This window comes from Vulcanococcus sp. Clear-D1 (assembly GCF_014654725.1).
In the GTDB taxonomy this organism is placed as follows: Bacteria; Cyanobacteriota; Cyanobacteriia; order PCC-6307; family Cyanobiaceae; genus Vulcanococcus.
In genome coordinates this window covers 69,611-84,630 of sequence record NZ_JACVZV010000010.1, presented here as the reverse complement: position 1 = coordinate 84,630, position 15,020 = coordinate 69,611, and the positions used below count along the sequence as shown (strand labels likewise).

14 protein-coding genes are annotated in these 15,020 nt (G+C 65.6%); 6 read left to right on the top strand and 8 right to left on the bottom strand.

All coding sequences use genetic code 11. From position 1 onward, the window contains the following. Positions 1 to 11 precede the first annotated feature (11 nt). Positions 12 to 410 (bottom strand): DUF4347 domain-containing protein, encoded by a 399-nt coding sequence (locus H9532_RS03390; protein WP_296365793.1) that lies wholly within the window; start codon positions 408 to 410, stop codon positions 12 to 14. A gap of 417 nt (positions 411 to 827) precedes the next feature. Between H9532_RS03390 and H9532_RS03385 the strand changes: the two genes are divergently transcribed. Both H9532_RS03385 and H9532_RS03380 read left to right on the top strand, forming a co-directional pair. Further along, positions 828 to 1,877: a helix-turn-helix transcriptional regulator gene (locus H9532_RS03385; RefSeq protein ID WP_296365791.1), complete on the top strand. Its 1,050-nt coding sequence runs from the start codon at positions 828 to 830 to the stop codon at positions 1,875 to 1,877. 11 nt (positions 1,878 to 1,888) lie between these two features. After that, complete coding sequence (locus tag H9532_RS03380) at positions 1,889 to 3,592, top strand: amidohydrolase family protein (RefSeq protein WP_296365789.1); 1,704 nt, start codon at positions 1,889 to 1,891, stop codon at positions 3,590 to 3,592. On the opposite strand, the gene H9532_RS03375 is transcribed toward H9532_RS03380, so the two are convergent. Both H9532_RS03375 and H9532_RS03370 read right to left on the bottom strand, forming a co-directional pair. Beyond that, on the bottom strand, positions 3,497 to 4,012 hold the full coding sequence (locus H9532_RS03375; protein ID WP_296365787.1) for a DedA family protein: 516 nt from the start codon (positions 4,010 to 4,012) through the stop codon (positions 3,497 to 3,499). The genes H9532_RS03380 and H9532_RS03375 overlap by 96 nt on opposite strands. Before the next feature lie 26 nt (positions 4,013 to 4,038). Then, positions 4,039 to 4,902, bottom strand: coding sequence for a fatty acid desaturase (locus H9532_RS03370; RefSeq protein ID WP_296365806.1), 864 nt, complete (start codon positions 4,900 to 4,902; stop codon positions 4,039 to 4,041). Positions 4,903 to 5,186: 284 nt separating this feature from the next. Between H9532_RS03370 and H9532_RS03365 the strand changes: the two genes are divergently transcribed. Further along, positions 5,187 to 6,452, top strand: a complete 1,266-nt coding sequence (locus tag H9532_RS03365; protein WP_296365786.1) for a methionine gamma-lyase family protein — start codon at positions 5,187 to 5,189, stop codon at positions 6,450 to 6,452. Position 6,453: 1 nt separating this feature from the next. Here the strand turns inward: H9532_RS03365 and H9532_RS03360 are convergent, their stop codons facing one another. Beyond that, complete coding sequence (locus tag H9532_RS03360) at positions 6,454 to 6,828, bottom strand: type II toxin-antitoxin system VapC family toxin (RefSeq protein ID WP_296365785.1); 375 nt, start codon at positions 6,826 to 6,828, stop codon at positions 6,454 to 6,456. Next, entirely contained in the window at positions 6,828 to 7,058 is a 231-nt protein-coding gene (locus tag H9532_RS03355) for a type II toxin-antitoxin system prevent-host-death family antitoxin (protein ID WP_296365782.1), read from the bottom strand. The genes H9532_RS03360 and H9532_RS03355 overlap by 1 nt, the downstream gene beginning before the upstream one ends. A 116-nt stretch (positions 7,059 to 7,174) precedes the next feature. Here H9532_RS03355 and gcvH point away from each other — a divergent pair, with 116 nt between their 5' ends. The 3 genes from gcvH (at position 7,175) to H9532_RS03340 (ending at position 10,925) form a co-directional block, all read left to right on the top strand. After that, a complete protein-coding gene (gcvH, locus tag H9532_RS03350; protein WP_296365780.1) occupies positions 7,175 to 7,564 on the top strand; it encodes a glycine cleavage system protein GcvH in 390 nt (129 codons plus the stop codon). Next, positions 7,554 to 10,529, top strand: coding sequence for an aminomethyl-transferring glycine dehydrogenase (gcvP, locus tag H9532_RS03345; protein WP_296365778.1), 2,976 nt, complete (start codon positions 7,554 to 7,556; stop codon positions 10,527 to 10,529). The genes gcvH and gcvP overlap by 11 nt, the downstream gene beginning before the upstream one ends. A 141-nt stretch (positions 10,530 to 10,670) precedes the next feature. Further along, entirely contained in the window at positions 10,671 to 10,925 is a 255-nt protein-coding gene (locus tag H9532_RS03340) for a hypothetical protein (RefSeq protein WP_296365776.1), read from the top strand. Here H9532_RS03340 and H9532_RS03335 read toward each other — a convergent pair. The 3 genes from H9532_RS03335 to H9532_RS03325 all read right to left on the bottom strand — a co-directional run bounded on the left by H9532_RS03335 (position 10,913) and on the right by H9532_RS03325 (position 14,916). Further along, the gene (locus tag H9532_RS03335) at positions 10,913 to 11,116 is read right to left on the bottom strand and encodes a hypothetical protein (protein WP_296365774.1); all 204 of its coding nucleotides are present in this window, start codon (positions 11,114 to 11,116) and stop codon (positions 10,913 to 10,915) included. The genes H9532_RS03340 and H9532_RS03335 overlap by 13 nt on opposite strands. Positions 11,117 to 11,350: 234 nt before the next feature. Then, positions 11,351 to 13,174, bottom strand: a complete 1,824-nt coding sequence (locus tag H9532_RS03330; protein ID WP_296365772.1) for a diflavin flavoprotein — start codon at positions 13,172 to 13,174, stop codon at positions 11,351 to 11,353. Then, complete coding sequence (locus H9532_RS03325; protein WP_296365770.1) at positions 13,174 to 14,916, bottom strand: diflavin flavoprotein; 1,743 nt, start codon at positions 14,914 to 14,916, stop codon at positions 13,174 to 13,176. Before H9532_RS03325 ends, H9532_RS03330 begins: the two co-directional genes overlap by 1 nt. Positions 14,917 to 15,020: the final 104 nt, after the last annotated feature.

Genomic DNA, 15,020 nt, shown 5'->3' with positions numbered 1-15,020 from the left:
CTCTTTCCTGCTCACTGCGGTCGCTCAAACCCGTTTGTCCAGAGATTCCCTAGCTTGCAGCTCCAAAGCGAAATCGCGCTTAGCCCCCATTGCGCCAGCTGGTCAGCATTGGCAATCAGGGCTGGCGCATCCACCCACTGACCGCCGATCCGGAGCGCGCCGGGGCTGCCGTGTGCCACGATGTGCAGCGTCTGAACCCGGCGCCCCTCGCGCCGCCGCTGCTCCAGCTCCGCGCTGATCGCGGCGAGAGGGTTCTGGCTCTGGCCCAGGGCCACCAGCTCATGCAGTGCACCGGGCAGCAGCTCGGCGATCTGGGGGCAGAGGCCGTCGGCGATGATCAGCTCGCGGTTGGCGGCTGATGCCGTGTTGAACGCGGTGGCTGGCGGTTGAGCGGTAAGGGCCGTGGTCATGGCTGGTTGTAGCAGCTCTGGATGTGATTTGCTGCGATGCTGGCAGTTCCCATGTGTCAAATCAGCTACTCGGGTGAGTAATTCATGTATTGAATTACTGCTTTTCGCGTACTGTTTGATGAAAAGCGAATTTAGGCTTGACAAGCCGCTGTGCCTATTGGTAGTGGCTGTATTTCTTCTGGTCGGTCTCGTTCCGGCAGTAATGGCTTGGGAGGATACACTTACTGGCGGGATGCAGGCCGGCAGGCTCTCCTCCAGCTATGCCCATCCGACAATGTGGGTGGCATTGCCGTTCAGTTCGGCTTAGTTAGTTTGGCGACCCTCAGTCGTGATTTTGCCAAGGCATTCGGTCAGAGGCCTTCTGGTCTGTTGAGGCTCTCGCGGCGCATTCTCCATTGAATTGGCTCAACATTTTTGATGCTGCCTGCTAGCTTCGATCGGCCACTCCTGCTGAATACGGCTTGGGCGTCATCCGTATCGGGTGCCGACGAGCTCGCTCAGATGTTGGCGTCGACGTACACGGTCTGCGATCTCGAACCGATCGCCCCGCCCCTGCAACGTTCGTCTCCCCTGCAGCTACAGGTGGCAGCGGCTGTGTTGGGAGGGGTGGGGCTGACCAGTGTGCTCGGTGAGCCCATCACCCTTGAGGTGAGACCCAAGCAGTCCTTCTGCTTGCTGGCGCTTCCTTCCAGTGGTTGGGGCCGTTATTCTCTGGGCCGCCATCAGATTGACAACAACACGGGGCAGACGGTGGCCTTCCTGCCCCCCGAGGGATGGAGGCTCGATAACGACTGTTCATCCGGCACGGGTTTGCAGTTTTCCCAGGCTTCCTTGATCACCCGGATGCGGGCCATGGCGAATCAGGAGCTCAGTGCGGCTGCTTTGGCTTCCCTGCTTTCCGTTCCGTTTGTCGTGCGGCTGGATGTGGCGCGCAACGCTTACTACTACCAGCATCTCCTGGCGGCGTTGGAGCTGGTGGATTCCAGCTTTCGCCATGGGCCTGGTCAGCCAGACCCGATGCTCTGTCTTGACGATTTCGTTCTCCGTTGCATCGCGCTTCTCCTTCATCCCACCCTGTCAGAGCTCGAGGCCCAGGGGGTTGAACGCGAGAACGATCCTCTTTTGAGGCGGTGCGTGCATGAGCTGATGGAGTGGATGTTGGCCAACCTGCATCGGCCGCTGTCTCTTAGTGAGATCGAGCAGCAGGTGCACTACGGACGCCGCATGATCCAAATCGGATTCAAACGCGAAGTGGGTTGCGGTCCGATGCAATGGTTGCGTCGTCAACGGCTGGACCGTGCCCATCAACACCTTCAGGCTGCATCCCTTGGCGTCACGGTGTCGCAGGTTGCGCAGTCTTGCGGGTACCTGCATCTGGCTAGTTTCAGCCGCGACTTTCGAGAACGCTTTGGCGTGAGCGCCCGTGAACTGTTGGCTCAAAGCCGTGCCGGCCGGGGATTGAACTGATCCCAATGCGCATGTTTTGGCGCCGTGTGGCGGTTGTTGTGTCCAGCGGCGTGATGGTTCTGGGAAACGCGGCTGTAGCGGATCCGCGCATGACCCTGTACAGCGGCGGAGACATCCTCACCATGGAGGGCAGCGAGCCGCGGTATGTGGAAGCTTTGCTGGAGCACGCTGGCCGGATCGCGTACGCCGGCACGCAGCGGCAGGCCCGCGCCATGGCCGGCGGCGATGTGCGTGTGGTTGATCTCGCCGGGGCCACTCTGTTGCCTGGGCTGATCGATGCCCACGGTCACTTCATCGTGGCCAGCCACACCCTTCTCAATGCCGATCTATCCGGCGTGCGAACCATCCCTGAACTGATCGCACGATTGAAGGTGCATGCCGCCTCAGTGCCGCCCGGTGAGTGGATCGAGGGGATGGGGTATCGGCTCGAGCAGCTCGAGGAACGGCGGCATCCCACCACGTCCGAGCTGGATCAGGTGAGTGAGGTCCGCCCGGTGTTTATTCAGGACGGTTCCGGTCATCAGGGCGCGATCAATCGTGTGCTGCAACGCCAGATGGGTTGGCAGGCTGATGCGCCACCGGGTGAGGCGAGGGTGTTTGCCCTGATGCAGGCGCGTCCGCCGCGCTCTCCTCAGCGGATCCGCGAGGGGGTCCAGCGGGCTGTCGCCCTGTGGACTCAGCATGGCCAGACCACAGCCTCCGAACTGGGCCTGGGACTGGGGGGACAGGACCTTGCTGTGGTGAAGCACATTCAGGCCGAGCCGCTCCTGCCGATTGATCTGGCGATCTATGCCAAGCACGATTGGTGGGAGCGGCTTGGGCCACAGCAGCGCGGCAATGGGCGCTACGACAACCGCGTGCGCTGGTCTGGCGTGAAGGTGTGGCTGGATGGCAACACCAGTGAGCTGGCCCGCCGCTCGGCGTCTGATCCCGGGCAGGGGGTGGAGGATCTGGTGCAGCTGCTGCAACGGCTCCGTAGCGATTCGAGCTGGCCCGCTGCACGCCAGCTCGCTGCCCATGCGGTGGGTGATCAGGCTGCGGACCAGCTCTTGCAGGCTGTGAACCAGTTCCTAGCAACCCAGGGTCCGCTCGACCACCGCACCGTGCTGCATCACGGCGTTGTGCTGCGGCCTGATCAGATTGAGCAGGTGAAGCGTCTGGGGGTGGTGGTGAGCTTCACGGCTGCGGGGCTCTATCCCATGGGTGATGCCCTCACCAGGGCCCTCGGGCCAGAGCGGCAGGGCTGGCTTGGTCCGATCGGATCGGTGCAGCGCACCGGCAGGCCCTTCACCCTGCATCACGATCTGCCGGCGGGTGTGAGTCCCAGCCTGATGGATGCGCTCTGGAGTGCGGTGACACGCACATCTCGCTCAGGTGCTGTTCTGCAACCCCAGGAGCGGATTACGCCGTACGCCGGTCTCCAGGCGTTGACGCGTTACGCGGCCTATCAGCTGTTTGAAGAGCAGCAGAAGGGCACGTTGGCCGTGGGCAAGTTGGCGGATCTGGTGGTGCTCGATGCCAATCCGCTCAAGGTGGACCCGATGGCGATCCGGCAGATCAAGGTGTTGGCCACGATCAAGGAAGGGAAGGAGATCTATCGCAGCCCGCAGTGGAACCGCTCAGTTGCCAGAGCGCGTCAACCCGTAGCCCACCAGGATGAAACAGCTGTTCCAAAGGCTGCTGCCGAGCAGCGACCAACCCAGAAACGCCGGTAGGGGCATCAGTTCGATCCCGGCCGGCAACGACACATTGGTGCGCAACACCGGAATCAGACGCCCCCAGCACACCACCTGCCAGCCATGGCGCTGAAACCAGTGGCGTGATTGCTGGAGCCGCTCTGGTGTAAGCCCCAGCAGGCGACCGCGGCGTCTGGCCAGCCGCTCCAGCCGTTGTTCGTTCATCACCCTCCCGAGGCCATACCAGATCAGACAGCCGATCAGGCTGCCGGCGATTGAGGCCGCCATCGCGGCAGGAAGGCTCACCACCCCTAGGGCGCTCAGGTGGCCGGCCAGTGGAAGAATCACGAGCGAGGGAACCACCTGCACCAGGTTCTCTACGGTCATCGCCAGGACCAGGCCGAGTAGCCCACCAGTGCGGGCCCACTCCACCACCTGCTCCTGGAAGCCTTCAAGCATCACTCAAGAGATCGCTCGTCCGTTGCTCAGGCCGGGTAACGCGCCTCGCGAATGCGCTTGGCCCAGCCCAGCTTGCGCAGCAGCTTGATGTGTTGCCAGGTGATGTCGAACTCAAACCAGCGCAGGCCGTGGCGGGCGCTGGAGGGGTGGGCGTGGTGGTTGTTGTGCCAGCCCTCACCAAAGCTGAGGATCGCCACCCACCAGCAGTTGCGCGAGAGGTCGGGGCAGTCGAAGTTGCGGTAGCCGAAGGCATGGGTGGCGGAGTTCACCAGCCAGGTCACGTGATACACGAGCACCAGGCGCAGCGGGATCGCCCAGAGCACCAGGCCCAGGCCACCGCCGTGAATCTGGGCCGCGTTGCCATACCAATAGAGGGCAGCGCCGAGAGGGAGCTGCAGCAGCAGGAACCAGCGATCCAGCCAGCGATAGAAGGGGTCCTGGAGCAGGTCGCCGGTGAAGCGGTGCAGCTCCTTGATGGCGGGGATGTCGTGCAGCATCCACTCGCTATGCGCCCACCACAGGCCGCGGGCGGCGTCGTGATGGTCGTTGGGCTGGTCGGAGAATTTGTGGTGGTGGCGGTGCAGGCCCACCCATTCGATCGGGCCGCTCTGGCAGGCCAGGGTGCCCATCAGCACCAGCACCCGCTCCACCCACTTCGGGGCCACAAAACTGCGGTGAGCCACCAGGCGGTGCAGTCCCAGGGTCACCCCGAGCACCGTGGTCCAGTACAGAACGGCAAGCACCACCAGGCCCTGCCAGCTCCAGTACTGCGGCAGCAGCGCAAACACAGCCCCCACATGGATGGCGAGCATGAAGCCGGTGGTGCCCAGCTTGTACTTGCGCTGGCTGCGGGGGAGCGGTGCACGAGGCACCACCAGCGCGGCCCGCATGCGCGCTTCCTGGGCCTCGCTGTACCCGCCGCTGCTGCCCTCCAGATCAACGCTGACGCGCTGGGTGCGTGCCGCGGAGGCGGCGTCTGGGGCGATGACCAAAGTGAACTCCTAGAGGATGCGCAGGCTCCGGTTCGTTGGAAGGTCCCGCGGGACCAACGCACCACTGGCCTGGGGAGGCTGACCACAGCAAGGCGCTGTAACCAACACACCAATCCGAAAAAATCTAGACGGATGGTCGACCGTCACGCGCCCTGCAGCATGGGCTTGTGTTGTTGTTTGCCATGAGCGCGCCTCATCAGGCCTGGGCGGCTGATCAGCTGGCTGCTGCGCTCGAGCGCATCACGCCCGTGGCCAGGGAGCGCCGCGCCGGTGTGAAGCTGCGGCTGGAGCGGGTGCTGGAGGCCTTCCGCGCCGAGCGCCTCGGGGTGCATCACTTCGCTTCGGTCAGCGGCTATGGCCACGGCGATCTGGGCCGGGAGGTGCTCGATCGGGTGTTCGCTCAGGTGCTCCAGGCCGAGGCCGCTGCCGTGCGGCTGCAGTTCGTGAGTGGCACCCACGCCATCGCATCGGCTCTCTACGGGGTGCTGCGCCCCGGCGATCGCCTGCTCGCCCTCACCGGCCGCCCCTACGACACGCTCGAGGAAGTGATCGGCATCCGCGGCAGTGGCCAGGGTTCACTGGCCGAGTTCGGCATCGTCTACGACGAGCTCGATCTGCTGGCCGATGGCGGCGTGGATGAGGCCGGGATCGCAGGCGCCCTGGCGCTGCCCACGCGCATGGTGCTGATCCAGCGCAGCTGCGGCTACAGCTGGCGCCCTTCGCTCACGGTGGCGCAAATCGGCCGGCTGGTGGAGCGGGTGAAGACGATCCAGCCCGATTGTCTGGTGTTCGTGGACAACTGCTACGGCGAGCTGGTGGAGCTGCAGGAGCCCACGGCGGTGGGCGCCGATCTGATGGCGGGTTCTCTGATCAAAAACCTCGGGGGCACCATCGCCCCCACCGGCGGCTACGTGGCCGGCCGGGCTGAGATGGTGGAGCAGGCCTGTTGCCGGCTCACGGCCCCGGGCATCGGCAGCGAGGGCGGCACGGGTTTCGATCTGCACCGGTTGCTGTTCCAGGGGCTCTTCCTGGCGCCACAGATGGTGAGTGAGGCCCTGCTCTGCGCTGAACTCACCGCCGCTGTGTTTGAGGGGTTGGGGTACGCGGTGAAGCCCCTGGTGGGCGGGGTGCGCAGTGATGTGATTCAGGCGGTGCGCTTCGGTTCACCCGAGCCGCTCAAGGCGGTCTGTCGGGCGTTCCAGGCCTGCTCGCCCGTCGGCAGTTACCTCGATCCAGTGCCAGCGCCGATGCCTGGTTACGCCAGTGAGCTGGTGATGGCCGGCGGCACCTTCATCGATGGCAGCACCAGCGAGTTTTCCGCAGACGGCCCTCTGCGGGAGCCCTATGTCCTCTACGCCCAGGGCGGAACCACCGCAGCCCACGCTGAGCTGGCTCTGGAGCGGGCGCTGGTGGCGATGGCGGAAGGGGGGTGGTGTGGGCCGGTCTGACTCAGGCCCGATGCAGTGTCACGTCGTAGCGGGGCCAGTGGCGATCAGCGCTAACAGCCATCAGCCCCTCCATCCTTGCCTGAGCGATCAACAGCCGATCGAAAGGATCGTCATGAATGGCGGGCAGCGCGCTCGTTTCGATGGCGTGACTGTCGAGCACGGGCAGCAGCGTCGCTCCGCTCTGCAGGCAATGATCCCGGAAGTGGCTGGGCGCTACAGGCAGCTTGCCCAGGCGGTGCTTGATCGCCACTTCCCAGATGCTGGCCACTGACACCAGGCAGTGATTGGAGGCGATCAGCTCTCGGGTTTCCGGTTTGAGGCGGGAGTCATCGAGCAACCACCAGAGCATCACCTGGGTGTCGAGCAGCAGTCGCATTAGCCCTGCATCAGGGCGCTGACTTCAGCGTCCACGCTGTCGCTGAAGGCTGCGTCACACGCGCCTGGGTGGGGTATGGCGGCGCGGAGAGATCCCGGATGACGCAGCCCTGACTCAGCGGCCAGTGGCACCAGTTTCACTTGGGCTTTGCCGTGGCTCGCAATCACCACCTCTTGGCCGGCGATGGCGGCCTTCACCAGCCTCGAGAGCTGACTCTTGGCCTCCAGCATGTTCACTTGCATGGGTCTGCGCAAGCCAACGAATTGCTCTTGGCCAGCTTAGCCAGATTCATCGCTGCCGCCGATTTCCGACAAACTGCTCCGCAGCGATCCGCCCAGGCGGCCCCATGGCCCTCAGCTATCCCGACGACTGCCGATACGCCGACAGCCACGAGTACGCCCGGGCTGAGGGGGAGCTGGTGCGCATCGGCATCAGTGCCTTCGCCGTGGATCAGCTCGGCGACATCGTGTTTGTGGAGCTGCCCGAGGTGGGCGCCACCCTGAGCCAGGGCAGCAGCTTTGGCTCCGTGGAATCGGTGAAGGCCGTGGAAGAGGTGATTGCGCCGATCAGCGGTGTGATCGAAGCTCGCAACGAAGCTGTGCTCGCCAGCCCTGAGGAGCTGCAGAACGATCCTTATGGCGAGGGCTGGTTGCTGCTGGTGCGGCCCAGCGATCCGGCACAGCTGCAGGGTCTGATGGATGCGTCCACCTACAGCGCCAAGGTGGATGGCCACTGATCACGGCGTAGCGCTCAGCCCTTTCGTTGCTCGCCACATCGGCCCCACCGCCGCCGAGCAGGCCTCGATGCTGGCGGATCTGGGGCTCAGCTCCCTGGAGGAGCTCATCGCCGAGGTGGTGCCGGAGGCGATCCGCCTCGATTCATCCGCAGCGGCGGAGGGTTTGCCCGCTGGCTGTGGTGAGGCGGAAGCACTGGCGGAGCTCCAGCAGATCGCTGCCGCCAACCAGGTGCGCCGCAGCCTGATTGGCCTCGGCTACTACGACTGCATCATGCCGGCGCTGCTGCAGCGCCATGTGTTCGAAAACCCGTCCTGGTACACGGCTTACACGCCTTACCAGGCTGAGATCAGCCAGGGTCGCCTGGAGGCACTGCTCAATTTCCAGACTCTGATCAGCGAGCTCACGGGGCTGCCGATCGCCAACGCCTCCCTGCTCGATGAGGCCACCGCCGCCGCCGAGGCGATGAGCCTGAGCTACGGCGCCTGCCGCGATGCCAGCGCCCAGCGGTTTCTTGTTGATGCTGAAGTCCTGCCGCAGACCTGGGGGGTGTTGCAGACCCGCGCCGAACCGCTGGGCATCGAGCTGGTGCGCGTGGAGCCGCAGGCACTGCAGGCGGCCGAGGCCAGCGGCGCTGCCCCCTTCGCGGGAGCCTTCGGCCTGCTGTTGCAGCTCCCCGGGGCCGGTGGTGGGCTGTGGGATCCCACCGAGTTGATGGCCGCTGCCCGCGCGGCGGGGGTGCTGGTGACGGCTGCGGTGGACCCACTGGCCCAGGTGCTGCTCAAGCCCGTGGGGGAGTTGGGCGCTGAGATCGCCATCGGCAGCAGCCAGCGTTTCGGAATCCCCCTGGGTTTTGGCGGACCCCATGCCGCCTTCTTCGCCACCACCACCGCCCATCAACGCCGCATCCCCGGGCGCCTGGTGGGGCAGTCGGTGGATGCGGAGGGTCGCCCGGCCTTGCGCCTCGCCCTGCAGACCCGCGAGCAGCACATTCGCCGCGACAAGGCCACCAGCAACATCTGCACGGCTCAGGTGTTGTTGGCCGTGCTGGCCGGCTTCTATGCGGTGCACCACGGGCCCGAAGGGCTGGCGGCCACGGCCCGCCGGGTGCTGGTGCTGCGGGAGCTGTTGCGCCGTGGTCTGGCCGAGCTTGGGCTTCATAGCGAACAGGGCTCTGGCTTCGACACAGTGCGGTTCCGCACCCCGCGCGCGGCCGACCTGCTGGCCGCGGCGGAGTCCGCCGGCTTCAACCTGCGCTCTGAATCCGGCGGGCTGGCCATCAGCCTCGATGAGCGCAGCAGTACCGCTGAACTCCAGAAGCTCCTCGAGGCCCTGGCGCCTGTGGCTGGATCCACGCCGGCGCCCCAGCTGGTGGATCTCGAGGAGGGCTTACGGCAGGAGCTGACAGCTGCCGGTGCCAGTGACGCGCCGGAACAGCTGCTCTGGGCGGATGCGGTGCCTTGCCGCCAGCGCCCCTGGCTGCAGCAGGAGGTGTTCCACCGCTACCGCAGTGAAACCGAGCTGCTGCGCTACATCCAGCGCCTCGCAGCCCGCGATTTCTCGTTGGTACACGGGATGATCCCGCTCGGCAGTTGCACGATGAAGCTCAACGCCGCGGCTGAGCTGCAGCCCGTGAGCTGGCCTGCTTTCGCAGGGTTGCACCCCTTCGCCCCCGAAGCCCAGAGTGCGGGCTACCGCCGCCTGGTGGCGGATCTGGAGCGCTGGCTAGCGGCGATCACTGGCTTTGCCGGTGTGTCGTTACAGCCCAATGCCGGCTCCCAGGGTGAATACGCCGGTTTGCTGGTGATCCGCGCCTGGCAGCGCAACCGAGGCCAACAGCAGCGGAACGTGTGCCTGATCCCCACCAGCGCCCATGGCACCAATCCCGCCAGCGCCGTGATGGCGGGCATGCAGGTGGTGCCTGTGGCCTGCGATGAGCAGGGCAACATCGATCGCGCCGATCTCCAGGCCAAGGCGGAGCAGCACAGCGATCGGCTGGCGGCGTTGATGATCACCTATCCCTCAACCCACGGGGTGTTTGAGCAGGGCATTCAGGAGATCTGCGCCCTCGTGCATGCCCACGGCGGCCAGGTGTATCTCGATGGAGCCAACCTCAATGCCCAGGTGGGGCTGGCCAAGCCGGGCCTCTACGGGGCCGACGTGTGTCATCTCAACCTGCATAAGACCTTCTGCATTCCCCACGGCGGTGGTGGCCCCGGGGTGGGACCGATTGCCGTGGCGGAGCATCTGCTGCCGTTCCTGCCTGGTCATCCCCTGGCGGAGCACTGCGGGGGTGACCAGCCGATCGGGCCGGTGAGTGCGGCCCCCTGGGGCAGCGCCAGCATCCTGCCGATCAGCTGGATGTACATCCGTTTGATGGGTGGTGCAGGCCTGCGCCAGGCCTCGGCGGTGGCCTTGCTGGCGGCCAACTGGTTGGCGGAGCGGCTGGAGCCCCACTTCCCGGTGCTCTATCGCGGTGCCGGCGGCCGTGTCGCCCACGAGTGCATCCTCGATCTGCGGCCCCTGAAGCGCAGTGCTGGCCTCGAGGTGGATGATCTGGCCAAGCGCCTGATGGATTATGGCTTCCATGCCCCCACCGTGAGCTGGCCGGTGGCCGGCACGGTGATGGTGGAGCCCACGGAGAGCGAAGGGCTAGCCGAGCTGAAGCGCTTCGCTGAGGCCATGACGGCTATTCGTGCTGAGGCCGCGGCCATTGAAGCCGGAGATGCCGACCCGGCCGATAACCCCCTCAAGCGGGCGCCCCACACCCTGGCGGCGGTGATGGCCGAGCAATGGGATCGCTCCTACAGCCGCGCTCAAGCTGGTTATCCCGCTGGCGAACACCAGCTCGCTAGCAAGCTCTGGCCGGCCGTGGCGCGCATTGATAACGCCTTCGGCGATCGCAATTTGGTGTGCACCTGCCCGTCGGTGGATGAACTGGCGGCACCAAGTTTGAGCAGGGCTTGATTGTGGCGGGTTTGCGTTTAGATTTCGTCGGAACGAAAAATGCGGAATTTCTTTTCGCAACCACCCTTGCTTTTCCAGCAGGATCTGCTGCAACTGCAGGGATCACTGCGGATCGGGTGACACCGGTATCGGGGAGCAACCATGAGCGCTGACGACCACGGAACCACGCTGATCACCACGTCGCTCACGGCGGGAGGCAAAGGTCACGCCGATCTATCGCTGCCCACCCTGGCCAGCGGAGAAACCCTGCGCGTGGAAGGCACCAATGTGGTGCGGGTTCCCTTCGGCGTGCGTCGTCCGCGCCGCAGCCGTCCGGCTCGTCCGGAGCGTTGGGCCACCGTGGTGCTGCCCTTTGTGGCGGGTGGTTCGACCCCGCCGCCCCCTCAGGCCGCCTGATTCAGGCGCCAGTCGATCAAGGCCTTCACGTCGTCCACGGAGCTGGCCGGTGTGCGGAAGGGCAGCAGGCTCATCGGGCTGCGTTCCGGTCGCACCAGCCAGCTGAGATCGCTCTGGGGAATCAACACAAAGCCGCGATAACGCACCACCCAGCGCTGGTGAGCGGGGTTGGGGTCGATGGCCGCCTGCATTGATCTCGATGGCTGACCTCATCATTTGAGCGAGATCGACTCGCTTCCTGCGGGAGTTCGGTTTTTCTTCAGGCTGAGATGAACGAGCCTTACAGGCTTAAACAATCGGCCGCCCAAAACCATTGTTGGCATTGGGTTTTGCCGATTTCTGGCCGTTGATTGCCAGAGGGCTGGTTTGTTGTCTGCGTTACAGCCTTGGGGTCTGATTTGTGCTGGAGCTGTAGAGCGGGGGCCTTAGTAGTTGGCGCCGCTGCGTCGCTGGTGTACGGCCGTGGTGGCCGCAGCATCGAGCACCGCACCCGCCTTTGCTTCGGCGTAGAGCAGCCAGTGGTCGCCGCATTCCATCCGCTGCTTCACCGTGCACTCCAGCCAGGCCAGCGCCTCAGGCAGCACCGGCAGGCCACCGGGGCTTTGCTCCAGTTCGAGACCGGCAAAGCGATCGGCGCCCGGGGCGAAGGGTTGCAGGAACTGCTTCATCGGTCCGGTTTCACGGCCCGAGGCCAACACGTTGATGGCAAAGGCATCGCCCACGTGCAGCAGCGCTTCCACGGCCCGATCCTTGGCCACGGCCACCGTGAGGCCAGGGGGAGAGAAGCTGGCCTGGCTCACCCAGCTGGCCACCATGGCGCCGCTGAGCTGGCTCTCGCCGCTGCCTTTCACGGTGGTGAGGACGCAGAGGGAGCCCACCACGCGGCCCAGGGCCAGTACGGCGGGATTGCTGCGGCTCTCGCTGAGGCCGCCGCCACTGGCGCGGCGCTGGGCCTTGCGCTGTTCGCTCTGCAGCTGTCGGCCTAGCGCGGTGCCTGTTTCTTCGATCGTTTTGAGGGTGGCCGCATCGGGGCTGAACTTCACCTTGATCGGCTCGAAGGCGAAGCGGAAGCCGCCATCGCGCAACTTGCTCTCCAGCAGATCGAGGGCTTCACCACTCCAGCCGAAGCTGCCGAACACGCCCACCGGCTTGGCCCGATCGCCCTCCGCCAGCAGCGTGCCCAGGGCCGACACGATCGGTGTGGGGGCGTGTCCTCCCAAGGTGGGTGAGCCAATCAGCACGGCATCGCAACCGCGAATGGCCTCGAGCAGTTTCTCGGTGGGTGTGAATTCGCAGTTGATGCTCTCCACCCGTACCCCGGTGCGGGCCACGCCCTGGGCCAGTCCATCGGCGATGGCAGCGGTGTTGCCGTAGGCGCTGGCGTACAGCAGGGCCACCGAGAGCTTGGCGCGCTCCTGCGTTTCGCCCCAGCGGCGATAGTCCACCAGCAGGCTGCGCCAGCTTTCAGCAATGGCCGGGCCATGGCCTGGTGCAATGGTGCGGATCGGCAGCTCATCGATGCGATCGAGCACCGCTTCCACCTGGCGCACCATCGGTGCCATCAGGCAGTCGTAGAAGTAGCGCCGGTCTTCCTCGGTGCTGCTGCGGTTGGCTTCCGCCCAGGCTTCGCTGCACAGGTGGGCGGCGAAGAACTTGCCGCTCATCAGCAGGCCGCTGGTGTCTTCGAAGGCCATCAGGCCGCCGGGCCAGCGGGGCGTGGGCGTGGGCAGGAGCTGGATGTTGTGACCGTCCGCCCGTTGCAGTTCCGCCTCACCCCGCACCACCTGGAGGGGCGGTAGGGGCGGCAGCGCTTCCGGCTCGCCCGCCGCAGCGGCGCCGGGTGGCGTGGGTTTGCGCTGGTCCCAGAGTTCGCGCAGCAGCTGGGCTCCGGGGTTGGAGCTGATCAGCTCCAACCGTGGCCAACCCTGAGCCAGCTGCCGCAGCAGCTGCACCCGGTTGGGGTTGGTGTGACCCACCACCACCTGCAGCCGGGTGTGGGGTGGCACCAGGCTGGCCAACGCTTCCAGGTAGGGCTCTGCGAAGGTGTTGCCCGGTGGATGCACCAGCAGGGCGGGGTCATCGCCGCTGGGGAGAAACAGGAAGCTGTTGGCGGTGGTGCCTCGCTCCAGGCCGTACTCCACCTCGAAGCGCAGCCGCTTCGGGCTCAGGCCCCGCAGGCACACCAGCCCAGGCTCGATCGGGAGCTGGATCACCCGGCGGTCGTTGGCGACGGCTGTAGGAGCAGCCATCAGTAGTGGTTCCCCACTTTGCGGTGGTGCACGGCTGTGGAGGCTTCGGTGTCGGCCACGTTGCCCTGCTCCACTTCGGCGTAGATGATCCAGTGATCTGGACCTTCCATGCGCTGCTGCACGCGGCAGCCGAGGAAGGCCAAGGCATCGCCGAGCACCGGCCCGCCTGCCGCCACTCCCTCGAGGGTGGCCACACCGGCGAAGCGATCAGCGCCGGGCGGGAAGCGCTTGAGGAAATGGCGCAGCAGCGGCTGATGGTTGTCTTCCCGCAGGATGTTGAGCACGAAGCGATCCCCCACCTGCATCAGCGCTTCGATGGCGCGGTCTTTCGCCACGGCCACTGTGATTCCGGGCGGATCGAAGCTGGCCTGGCTCACCCAGCTGGCCACCATCGCTGAAGCCCGCTCCTCCTGCCGGGCTGTCACCACATACAGGCCACCGGAGAGGCGTCCGAGGGCTTTATCGAGGTCGCCATCGAGGGCTTTCATCGCCGCGATCGTTTTGGCGCGGGTGAGCAGCTGGCCGAGGTCGGTGCCGGCTTCTTCGCAGCGCTGGTAATCATTCCCATCGGGCACCTGGCGGATCCGCAAGGGCTCAAACGCCTCCTTCTGGCCCAGGCCCCGCAGCTGGGACGCCACGGTGTCGATCGGTTCGTCGTTGCCGCCGTAGGCGTCATAGGTGGCCACCCATTGCTTGGGTTGCAGGGCCGCCAGCAGGGTGCCGACCGAGGCTTGCAGCTCGGCGTCGGGATTGGCGGGCCATGTGGGCACCACCACGGCGCTGGCTTCGCCGATCAGGGCGCTCAGCTCCTGGGCATCGGTGGCGCGCAGGTCGACGAGTTGCACCTGGGCTTCGGCCTTGCCAATGCCCCTGGCGATGGCCTGGCTGAGGCGATCACAGAAGCCGTACTGGCTCACGTAGCAAACGGCGGCATAGGCCTCGCCCTTGCTGCGGCCCTCGCTCCACTCGCGGTAGTCGGAGAGCCAGAGGCTCAGGTGCTCGCGCAGCAGAGGCCCATGGCCCACGGCGATGGTGTTGATCGCCGGCAGCGCATCCATGCGCTTCATCGCCTGGAGCACGCTGCGGGCATTGGGGCCCATCAGGCAGTCGTAATAGAAGCGGAAGTCCGGCGCGATGGCGCCCGGGTCCACATCGAAGACGTCGTCGGAGCAGTAGTGCAGGCCGAAGGCGTCGCAGGTGTAGAGGATGCCGGTGCCGTGATCGAACGAGAAGATCGTGTCCGGCCAGTGCAGGTTGGGTGCGCTCAGAAACTCAAAGCGGTGCTGCACGCCGCTTTCGGGGTTCGTGCCGAGATCAAGCTCCTCACCGCTTTTCACCGCCCTGCTTTTGAAGGGGCGATGCACCTGGTTTTCCAGGAACTGAATCGCCACCTTGGAGCCCACGATCTCGATGTCCGGGTTGAGGTCGATCAGGTGTCCGATCAGCCCGGAATGATCGGGCTCGGTGTGGCTCACGATCAGGTGATCGATCGCCTTGGGATCGATCTGCTCCTGCAGCAGCGGCAGCCAAGTGCTTTCGAACTTGAGGTGGCTGCTGTCGATCAGCGCGGTGCGCTCGCCCCGCACCAGGAAGCTGTTGTAGGTGGTGCCGTTGCGCAGGCCGAACTCAATGTCGAAGCGGCTGCGGTCCCAATCGAGCGAGCGGATCGTGGTGGTGTCGGCCCCGATCGCCTCGCACTGCAGGCTCAGGCGGGGTGTGCTCGCTACAGCCGTCTCAGCCATGGTTCCGCGCGCGGTTGGCGGCAACTGTAGGAAGGGCTCTGGGAATCAGGGTTCGGGCCTTTCGGCCGCTTGACTGCCCGCAAAAAAGCCCCGGCCCTGAGGCC

Bases quoted from the DNA above. Each gene is read 5' to 3' on its own strand.
- H9532_RS03390 (WP_296365793.1), bottom strand. From the start codon at position 410: ATGACCACGGCCCTTACCGCTCAACCGCCAGCCACCGCGTTCAACACG.
- H9532_RS03385 (WP_296365791.1), top strand. From the start codon at position 828: ATGCTGCCTGCTAGCTTCGATCGGCCACTCCTGCTGAATACGGCTTGG.
- H9532_RS03380 (WP_296365789.1), top strand. From the start codon at position 1,889: ATGTTTTGGCGCCGTGTGGCGGTTGTTGTGTCCAGCGGCGTGATGGTT.
- H9532_RS03375 (WP_296365787.1), bottom strand. From the start codon at position 4,012: ATGCTTGAAGGCTTCCAGGAGCAGGTGGTGGAGTGGGCCCGCACTGGT.
- H9532_RS03370 (WP_296365806.1), bottom strand. From the start codon at position 4,902: ATGCGGGCCGCGCTGGTGGTGCCTCGTGCACCGCTCCCCCGCAGCCAG.
- H9532_RS03365 (WP_296365786.1), top strand. From the start codon at position 5,187: ATGAGCGCGCCTCATCAGGCCTGGGCGGCTGATCAGCTGGCTGCTGCG.
- H9532_RS03360 (WP_296365785.1), bottom strand. From the start codon at position 6,828: ATGCGACTGCTGCTCGACACCCAGGTGATGCTCTGGTGGTTGCTCGAT.
- H9532_RS03355 (WP_296365782.1), bottom strand. From the start codon at position 7,058: ATGCTGGAGGCCAAGAGTCAGCTCTCGAGGCTGGTGAAGGCCGCCATC.
- gcvH (WP_296365780.1), top strand. From the start codon at position 7,175: ATGGCCCTCAGCTATCCCGACGACTGCCGATACGCCGACAGCCACGAG.
- gcvP (WP_296365778.1), top strand. From the start codon at position 7,554: ATGGCCACTGATCACGGCGTAGCGCTCAGCCCTTTCGTTGCTCGCCAC.
- H9532_RS03340 (WP_296365776.1), top strand. From the start codon at position 10,671: ATGAGCGCTGACGACCACGGAACCACGCTGATCACCACGTCGCTCACG.
- H9532_RS03335 (WP_296365774.1), bottom strand. From the start codon at position 11,116: ATGCAGGCGGCCATCGACCCCAACCCCGCTCACCAGCGCTGGGTGGTG.
- H9532_RS03330 (WP_296365772.1), bottom strand. From the start codon at position 13,174: ATGGCTGCTCCTACAGCCGTCGCCAACGACCGCCGGGTGATCCAGCTC.
- H9532_RS03325 (WP_296365770.1), bottom strand. From the start codon at position 14,916: ATGGCTGAGACGGCTGTAGCGAGCACACCCCGCCTGAGCCTGCAGTGC.